Source organism: Alienimonas sp. DA493 (genome assembly GCF_043951915.1).
Taxonomy (GTDB): Bacteria; Planctomycetota; Planctomycetia; order Planctomycetales; family Planctomycetaceae; genus Alienimonas.
In genome coordinates this window covers 1-7,203 of sequence record NZ_JBINJD010000214.1, presented here as the reverse complement: position 1 = coordinate 7,203, position 7,203 = coordinate 1, and the positions used below count along the sequence as shown (strand labels likewise).

Here is a 7,203-nt window from a genome sequence, read left to right as displayed (position 1 = left end):
AGCTCGCGCTCCGGGCTCAAAACCGGCGCTTCGCCGTCGCGTTTCCGGTCCGGTCGCCGGAATATATTCGTCCGCCGTGCGGTCGCTCCGGCGGCCGTCGAGCCGGGGGTTTCGTGGGCGAGGAACGTCCCCTTGCCCACCGCCAAAGTTCGTCTCGGCCCCGTGTCTGGGCCCCGTGGGGGGCGCCCAGCAGGACGCCGGCGACGTGCCGGTTCGACAGCCCCCGCCGCTGGCGGTTCGTGAGGAGCGGGAGCGGGGCGTTGGCAGGGCGCCGGCGGGCGGCTCCAATCCGAAGACTCCGCCGCTTTCCCCCCGTGCCCGGATCGCCCTGATGTCCGCCGCCCTGTCCCCGCTGCTGCTCGCCGGTCTGCTAGCCACCCCGCCGACTGAAAACCCCGCGGCGCCTCGCACCGCCGCCGAACTGGACGCCTTCTGGGCCGAGGCCGCCCGCACCGTCCGCGAGGGGGACTTCGCCGGCTACGCGGCCCTGTATCACCCGGACGCCGTGTTCGTCAGCGACGCGAAAGGCACGGTCGCCCCGATCGCGGAGCAGTTGGAGAAGTGGAAGCCGGGCTTCGAGGAGACGCAGGCCGGCGAGGCGGTCGCCGACGTGACGTTCCGCTTCACCCAACGCCTGCACGGCCCGACGACCGCCCACGAGACGGGGCTGTTTCGCTACGTCTCCCACGCCCCCGGGGCGACCGGCGAGCCGGCGTTCGTGCGGTTCGAGGCCCTGCTGGTCCGCGGCCCGGACGGCTGGCGTTGGGTGATGGAGCGCCAGTTGGAGGTCGCGTCGGAGCGGGACTGGCAGGCGGCGCCGCCGGCTTCGCCGAAGCGGTAGTCCCCGCCGGCCTCCCGTCGAGGGGCTGTCGAGCGTCTGGGGCGATTTTTTGGGATTGACAAAATGTGCCGGTTTCGTCGGTTGCGACGAGTTTGCGGGGCGCGTACCGTCCCCCGCTTCGCCGCCGGAGCGACCTCCGCAGTCCGAACAGACGAACGACCCGCGGACCGACCGCCCCGGCATCTCCCAGGTACGCCCTTCCCGGCCCAGTGAGGCCGGAGCGCTGTCCGCGTACCTCCCCAAGACCTCGGAGAGACATGACGATTCGCACCCTCCTCGGTTCCGCCCTCGGCCTCGCCGCGGCGCTCGCCGCGGCCCCGATCGCCTCCGCTCAGCTGCCGCAAGGCGTGGTGCTGAACCCCGGCGAGCGTCTCGTGACGCCGCAGACGCAGGCCACGGCCCGCGTCCAGCAACCGGCCCGCGTTCAGCAGCCGACCCGGTACGTCGCCCCGCAGTCGACCGTGCGGTACAGCGGCGGCATTCAGCAGGCCGGCGGCGTGCAGTACGCCGCCCCGAACCGGTACGTCACGCCGACGCAGTACTCCGCCCCGGCCCCGACCCAGGGCGCCATGACGCAGGGCGGCGGGCTGAACGGCAGCGACCAGGCCCGGGCCCAGCAGGAGGCGAACATGATGGCCTCCCGCGGCATCCGCGGGCACGTCGGCGGCACGATCGGCGCCTTCGAGGGCGTCGGCTGGTCCTCCAGCGGCATCCCCAACACCTGCACCCCCGGCCGCCCGATGCGGCTCACCGCCGACGCCATCGCCCGCGGCCCCGGCGGCGTCTACCGCGTCCGCGCCTGGCGCTGAACCGGTCCGGCGTCGCCCGTTCTTTCCCCTCTCCCCCCAAAAGGGGGCGTGGGGAGGAAAGAGGACGCGGCGTCCGCTGAACCGACGACGCAACACGCCCCGGCGGTCCTGCGGGACCGTCGGGGCGGCGTGCGTTCGGGGCGCCGGCGGGGCGGTTCACCACTCCAGGCCCAGCGTGAGGTTGAAGCCGGTGAAGCCGACGTTGCCGTTCTGCGAGCCGGGGCTGCCCACGCCGCCCCAGACGTGACCCTCGTAGGCCAGTTGGGTGAAGAACAGCGTGTTGGGGTTCACCCAGGCGCTCCATTCGCCGCCGACCTGCAGCTCGCCGGTGGGGACGAAGTCGGTGCGGTCGGAGGAGCCGGTGAGGACCACGCCGTTCTGGGCGACGCGGGCGTCGGTGTCGTTTTCGCCGGCGAGCAGGGCGATGCGGCCGGCGGTGACGAGGGCGAACCCGCTGTTGCCGATCGGGCGGCGGGCCTCGGCGAAGCCGGTCAGGCCGGCGCCGCTGAACGCCGTGGAGCTGCGGGCCTCGCCGGGGTTCGCCCCGTACACGAGGGCGGAGTACTCCTGGTCCAGCCGGGCGAACCGCAGGCCGCCGCCGGTGTTCAGCAGCCAGCCGCCGGCCCGCAGGCGACGGGTGGCGTCGATGTCGAAGTTCGAGAACTGCACCTCGCTCTCGGTGATCAGCGTGTCGCCGGCGTCGGCCGTCACCCGACCGGAGGGAGAGTTGGTGTCCAGGGCGAACAGGGCCGGAATCGCGGCGCTGGTCACGCCGGGGGCGGCGTTGAAGGTCGTCCCGGCGAACTGCCGGCCGCTCGAGTCCGCTTCCAACCCGCTCCAGGTCACCCGCAGGCCGACGGCGTCCGGACGGATCAGCTCCGCGAAGATGCGGGAGCCGTGCTCCAGGTCGTAGTCGAAGTCCTGCCGCAGGCTGGTGGCCCCGGCCGCGGTGGGGGTGCGGACGACCGCGGCGGTGGCGTCCCCCTGGTGGGGGCGGAGGAAGAGGAAGGCGTAGCCGGCGCTCAACCCGCAGGACTGCCGGCTGGTGGCGGTGTTGTAGAACTTGCCGCAGCGGCCGAACTTGTTGCACACGACCGGCCCCCCGCAGGCGAGATCCTGCTCGCAGGTCGGGTCGCAGGTGGCGGGGGTGCAGCCGACGGTCCCGCAGGCGCCGCAGACCTCGTCGCACAGCCCGCCGCCGTACCCGGTCCCCCCGTACGGAACCCCGCCGCTCAGGCCGGAGTCGTAGATCACTTCGCCGTAATGCCCGACGTCGCACCCGACGTCGCAGGCCCCGTCGCACACGCTGTCGGAGACGACCGAGCCAGCGTAGGTCGGGACGTCGAAGACGTGCCCGCCGGCGGGCGTCGGGTACTGCGTGGATCGCACGGTCGGATAGGCCTCCGCGACGACCTCCCCGCCCATCATCGGGGCGCCCATCACGGGGCCGTCCATTGCGGCGCCGGCGGCGAAATCGGCGTCGACGGCGGCGGTTCGGTACGCGGTGTGCATCCGGGGATCGACGTGTCCGCCGCCCCCCGCCCCGCCGTCCAGCACGATCGCCTCCCCGGCGGGGACGGCGTACTGCTGGGCGAACGCGGTCGGGGCGACGCACAATGCCGCCCCGGACAACAGGGCGGTCGTCAGCGAGCGGGCGACGGTGGGCATCGGAGCAGACTCCGGCCGGAAGGCGCGGCGGTCCGCGGACGGAGCGGCGGAGCCCCGAACGGCGATCCCCGGCGCTCCTGCCATGGGCGGGAACGGACCGGGAACCGGGCGGAAACGGGGCGCCGCGGCGAACGTCCGCGAGGCGGGCGGCCTCGGGCGTGAACGGATTGAAACGGGATGCTTGGAGAGCGGCGGGGGGTGTAGGTCCGCCGGCGCCCAGCGGTCAAGAACACTTCGCGCCCTGATTTTCGGCGGGCGAATTCGGGATCGTTCGGGCCGCGGTTCGGCTTTCGCTCAAGTTCCGCAATCGCCCGGCGTTCCCGGAGCGACGCGGGGGCGTCGGTGGGGGGCCGCCCGGTGGAGGGCCGTCGGCGTCGGCTCATACTGGGGCGTCCGCTCCGTTTCGCCCCCTGTCGACTCATGCCGCTCGCCCCGACCGCCCCGCTGCTCGCCGCCCTGCTGACGCCGGGCCTGCTGTTTCAGGACGCGGCCGTCCCCCCGGCCGGCCCGCCGACCCCGGCGGACGCCCCGGCCGAAACCGCGCCGGAGCCGGCCGACGAACACGGCACGATCGTCCTGCCCCCCACCGGCGGGGAGCGCCGCACTGCGGACCGGGCCGATCTGGAGGAGACGGAGAAACTCATCACGGAACTCACCAACGAGTTCCGCGAGAAGAACGATTTAAAACCCGTCGCCCGCGACGAAACCCTCGCGGAGGCCGCGGAGAAGTTCGGGGCCTATCTGGCCCAGGAAGGCGTATTCGGGCACCGGGCCGGCGGGACGAAACCGGCGGAGCGGGTCGCGGCCGCCGGCTACGACTACTGCACCGTGCGGGAGAACCTCGCCTACCACTTCGACACCTTCGGCTTCCAAGCGGAAAAGCTGGCGAACGAGTCCGTCACCGGCTGGATTAATTCCCCCGGACACCGGGCCAACCTGCTGGCCGACGACGTGACCGAGACCGGCGTCGGCGTGGTGCACGACGCGAAAAGCGGGCGGTATTTCGCCGTGCAGCTGTTCGGCCTGCCGGCGAGCGCCGCGGTGAAGTTCGAGGTCGAAAACCGCACCGAAGTCCCGCAGACGTATCGGATCGGCGAGCGGGAATATACGCTCCCGCCGCGGTACGTGCAGACGCATAAACTCTGCACCCCCGGCGCCGTGACCGTGGACCTCGGCCCCGCCCCGCCGGCCGCCGGGGAACAAACGGACGCCGAGAACGCCGACGCGGATTCGGCTTTGAAACTCTCTTCCGGTCAGGTGTTGATCCTGCGGCCCGGACCGGACGGCGGCGTGGACCCGGAGATCTGGAGCCCGCCGGAGGAGGAGGAGACCGACGAAGCCGCCGCGGCGTCGCCGGAGCCGACGAACCCCGCGGCGGCCCCGCGGTGACGGCCCGTCCGGCGGACGCTCACCGCCCCGGCGGGCGGCGGTTGGGGCGGTTTTTGTCCGCGGGGGCGTTCGGGGCGTAGTCCGTCGGCAGGCGGCGGGCGAGGTCCGCCGCGGCTGGGCGGTTCTTCCCGTCATGCAGCAGGTTGTCGTGTTCGCCGGGGTCGGCGGCGTGGTCGTAGAGTTCCCGCGAGCCGTCTTTATATTGAATCAGGCGGAACCGCGGGCCGCGCACGCTGGTGTTGCCGCGGCCGTGGGTGGTGACGGCGACGTGCTCCCAGGCGGCGTTCGGATCCGCCAACAGCGGCCGCAGGCTGGGGGCGTCGAACTCCCCCTCCGGCGGGACGCCGCACAGGTCGCACAGCGTGGGGAACAGACTCGTTAATTCCACCGGGGCGTCGCAGCGGGACCCCGGCTCGTTGACGCCGGGGGCGACGATCATCAGCGGCACCCGCGTGGCCCGCTCCCAGAGGGTGAACTTCCGCCAGTGCTGCTTCTCCCCGAGGTGCCAGCCGTGGTCGCCCCACAGCACAATAATCGTGTTGTCCGCCCGGCCGGAGGCGTCGAGGGCGTCCAGCAGCCGGCCGACCTGCCCGTCGGCGTAGCGGACGTTGGCCAAATAAGCCCGCACCGCCTCGTCCCACTGCCCGGCCCGCGTGACCGCGGCGTGGTCGCCGCCGGGCTTCGCCATCCGCACGCCGGCGGGGGGCAGGTCCTTCAAATCGTCCCCGGGGACCGGGGGCAGCGTGGGATCGACGGGCGTGGCGTCGAAGTATTTCTGCGGCACGAACCAGGGCAGGTGCGGGCGATACAACCCGACGGCCGTGAACCGCGGAGCGTCGGTCGGCTCCTCTTTCATGACGCCGGTCGCCCAGTCGACCAGCTTCGTGTCGCCCAAGGCCTCGTCGCCGACCGCCAGCGGGGCCCAGTCGAAGTGGCCTTTGCCCAGCCCGTTGGCCGTGCCGTTCTGCGCCTCCGGCGGCACGGGGAAGCTCGGCAGGGGGAAATATTCGTGCCAGAACCGCTCGTCGGTCTCGTGCGGGTTGCCGCCGTGGAACAGCTTGCCGCCGGCCCGCACCTGATAGCCGGCGTTCTTGAACGTCTCCGTGAGAACCGGCACGTCCTCCGAGGCCCTGTACCAGTTCTGGCGGTTCATGTAGAGCCCCGTCGTGGAGGGCCGCAGGCCGGTCATCACGGCCAGCCGGCTGGGGTTGCAGGCCGGGGCGGCGCAGTGGGCGTTGGTGAACAGCGTGCCGCGGGCGGCGAGGCGGTCGAGGTTCGGCGTGTGCGTGTCCGGGTGGCCGCCGGCCAGCGGGCTGCGGTCGTCGGTCAGGCAGCCGATCCAGTCGTTCAGGTCGTCTACGGCGATGAACAGCACGTCCGGCCGGGCGTCGGTCGGGCCGTCCGCCGCGGGGGCCGGGCGGACGGCGGCGAGCCCGAGCAGGGCGAGGGCGAACGGGACGACCCCGCGGGGGCGGCAGGCGGAGCGCATCGGGGCCTCGGGAGCGAATCGGGGCGAGAATCGGGCGAACGCCCCACCCTGACGAGCCTCCGCGATCGGTACAACATGTCCCGGACTCCCATTAGAGTTTCTCGATCGCCCCGTTCTGCGGGGTTCCCGCCCTCCGACACCCGCCTGACCCATGCTCGCCCCGACGCTCGCCGCGGCCCTGGTCGCCCCGACCCTGCTGCTCGCCGCCCCGGACCATCACGAAGAAAAAGCGGACGGCGCCGTCGTGCTGTTCGACGGCTCCGACACCGACGCCTGGGAGAAGTACGCCGGCGGGGAGATCGGCTCCAAGTGGGTCGTCGAGGACGACGCCCTGCACTTCCTCGGCAACACCGGCGAGGGCGGCGGCGGCGACATCCAGACCAAGCAGACCTTCGGCGACTTCGACCTGCGGTTCGAGTTCAAGGTCGCCGAGGGCGCCAACAGCGGCGTGATCTACGGCGTGGTCCCCAAGAAGGGCGAGCCCTCCTACAAGACCGGCCCGGAGTATCAGGTCCTCGACGACGCCGGCCACGGCAACGGCAAGAACCCCAAGACCAGCGTCGCCTCCCTGTACGCCCTCTACGCCCCGCACGTGTATAAGAAGTGCCCGGCGACCGGCAACGTCCCCTGCGTCCACACCCCCAAGCCGACCAAGCCCGTCGGCGAGTGGAACACCGGCCGCGTGGTGAAGACCGGCTCCCGCATCCGCCACTACCTCAACGGCGTGAAGGTGGTCGACGTGAACCTGAACTCCCCCGAGTTCAAAGAGCGCGTCGCCAACAGCAAATTCAAGGACTGGGACGAATTCGCCCAGCCGCTGGCGACCGGCAAGAAGACCCGCATCGTGCTGCAGGACCACGGCAACTCCGTCTGGTTCCGCAACATCACCGTGCAGGAGCCGACCCTCACCGAGGACGGCCCGCTGCTGGAAGGCTGAACCGCCGCCGCCGACTTGAACTGAGCCCGAACCGCCCGGTTCGGCGAAACGTTCGCCCCGCGGCCGGGGT

The 7,203-nt window shown here is 72.2% G+C and carries 6 protein-coding genes; 4 read left to right on the top strand and 2 right to left on the bottom strand.

Annotated elements, in window-relative coordinates; genetic code table 11:
- The first annotated feature begins 331 nt into the window (after positions 1 to 331).
- Together ACG2DA_RS20815 and ACG2DA_RS20810 are read left to right on the top strand one after the other, a co-directional pair.
- The gene (locus ACG2DA_RS20815; protein ID WP_395258367.1) at positions 332 to 841 is read left to right on the top strand and encodes a YybH family protein; all 510 of its coding nucleotides are present in this window, start codon (positions 332 to 334) and stop codon (positions 839 to 841) included.
- A 257-nt stretch (positions 842 to 1,098) separates the two neighbouring features.
- Positions 1,099 to 1,650 (top strand): hypothetical protein, encoded by a 552-nt coding sequence (locus ACG2DA_RS20810; protein WP_395258365.1) that lies wholly within the window; start codon positions 1,099 to 1,101, stop codon positions 1,648 to 1,650.
- Positions 1,651 to 1,806: 156 nt separating this feature from the next.
- Here ACG2DA_RS20810 and ACG2DA_RS20805 read toward each other — a convergent pair whose 3' ends face one another.
- Positions 1,807 to 3,318 (bottom strand): Lpg1974 family pore-forming outer membrane protein, encoded by a 1,512-nt coding sequence (locus tag ACG2DA_RS20805; protein ID WP_395258364.1) that lies wholly within the window; start codon positions 3,316 to 3,318, stop codon positions 1,807 to 1,809.
- A 420-nt stretch (positions 3,319 to 3,738) separates the two neighbouring features.
- Here ACG2DA_RS20805 and ACG2DA_RS20800 point away from each other — a divergent pair, with 420 nt between their 5' ends.
- Positions 3,739 to 4,707: a CAP domain-containing protein gene (locus ACG2DA_RS20800; protein ID WP_395258362.1), complete on the top strand. Its 969-nt coding sequence runs from the start codon at positions 3,739 to 3,741 to the stop codon at positions 4,705 to 4,707.
- A 19-nt stretch (positions 4,708 to 4,726) separates the two neighbouring features.
- Here ACG2DA_RS20800 and ACG2DA_RS20795 read toward each other — a convergent pair whose 3' ends face one another.
- Positions 4,727 to 6,196 (bottom strand): sulfatase, encoded by a 1,470-nt coding sequence (locus ACG2DA_RS20795; RefSeq protein WP_395258360.1) that lies wholly within the window; start codon positions 6,194 to 6,196, stop codon positions 4,727 to 4,729.
- Positions 6,197 to 6,347: 151 nt separating this feature from the next.
- Between ACG2DA_RS20795 and ACG2DA_RS20790 the strand changes: the two genes are divergently transcribed.
- Positions 6,348 to 7,133, top strand: coding sequence for a DUF1080 domain-containing protein (locus ACG2DA_RS20790; RefSeq protein WP_395258359.1), 786 nt, complete (start codon positions 6,348 to 6,350; stop codon positions 7,131 to 7,133).
- The last annotated feature ends 70 nt before the right edge of the window (positions 7,134 to 7,203 follow it).

Excerpts from the sequence above, each read along its gene's own strand:
- ACG2DA_RS20790 (WP_395258359.1), top strand. The coding sequence starts at position 6,348 with ATGCTCGCCCCGACGCTCGCCGCGGCCCTGGTCGCCCCGACCCTGCTG.
- ACG2DA_RS20805 (WP_395258364.1), bottom strand. The coding sequence starts at position 3,318 with ATGCCCACCGTCGCCCGCTCGCTGACGACCGCCCTGTTGTCCGGGGCG.
- ACG2DA_RS20800 (WP_395258362.1), top strand. The coding sequence starts at position 3,739 with ATGCCGCTCGCCCCGACCGCCCCGCTGCTCGCCGCCCTGCTGACGCCG.
- ACG2DA_RS20810 (WP_395258365.1), top strand. The coding sequence starts at position 1,099 with ATGACGATTCGCACCCTCCTCGGTTCCGCCCTCGGCCTCGCCGCGGCG.
- ACG2DA_RS20815 (WP_395258367.1), top strand. The coding sequence starts at position 332 with ATGTCCGCCGCCCTGTCCCCGCTGCTGCTCGCCGGTCTGCTAGCCACC.
- ACG2DA_RS20795 (WP_395258360.1), bottom strand. The coding sequence starts at position 6,196 with ATGCGCTCCGCCTGCCGCCCCCGCGGGGTCGTCCCGTTCGCCCTCGCC.